Genomic DNA, 498 nt, shown 5'->3' with positions numbered 1-498 from the left:
CGGCGGGGCTGCACCGGCTGCGGCTCGCCGGTGAGTTGACCAACGTGGGCTCCGACGAACTGGCCTTCACCGACGACGAGGTGAACTGCCTGCTCGTCGCGCACGGTGTGCTCCTGCCGGCCGCGGCGGTTCCCCGGCTGCGCGCGCGTACCGGCGGCTGGCCGGCCGGGCTGCGACTGGCCGCGCTGGCCGCCCGGGACCGCCCGGACCCGGTTCGCTGGCTGGAGCAGTTCGGCGGCGACCAGCCGGACGTGGCCGGTTACCTGCGGGCGGAGTTGCTCGCCCCGCTCGACGACGCGGCCCGGGACGCGCTGCGCCGGGGCGCTGTCGCCGACGCCGTCCGCGCCGACCTGGTCGACGCGCTGACCGGGCGATGCGACGCCGAGCGGGTGCTGACCGCGCTGGCCGCCGCCGGCGGCTTCGTGGACCGTGACGACAGCCAGCCGCCCTGGTACCGCTGCCACCCGCTGCTGGCCGACCTGCTCCGCGCCGAGCTGG

At 77.7% G+C, this 498-nt stretch carries 1 pseudogene; it reads left to right on the top strand.

The features are described from left to right. Positions 1-498, top strand: a pseudogene (locus tag MCAG_RS33495) (helix-turn-helix transcriptional regulator); the annotation flags it as partial.

It is taken from the genome of Micromonospora sp. ATCC 39149 (assembly GCF_000158815.1).
In the GTDB taxonomy this organism is placed as follows: domain Bacteria; phylum Actinomycetota; class Actinomycetes; order Mycobacteriales; family Micromonosporaceae; genus Micromonospora.
The sequence above is the reverse complement of the archived record's forward strand: the minus strand, read 5'-3'. Positions and strand labels throughout refer to the sequence as shown.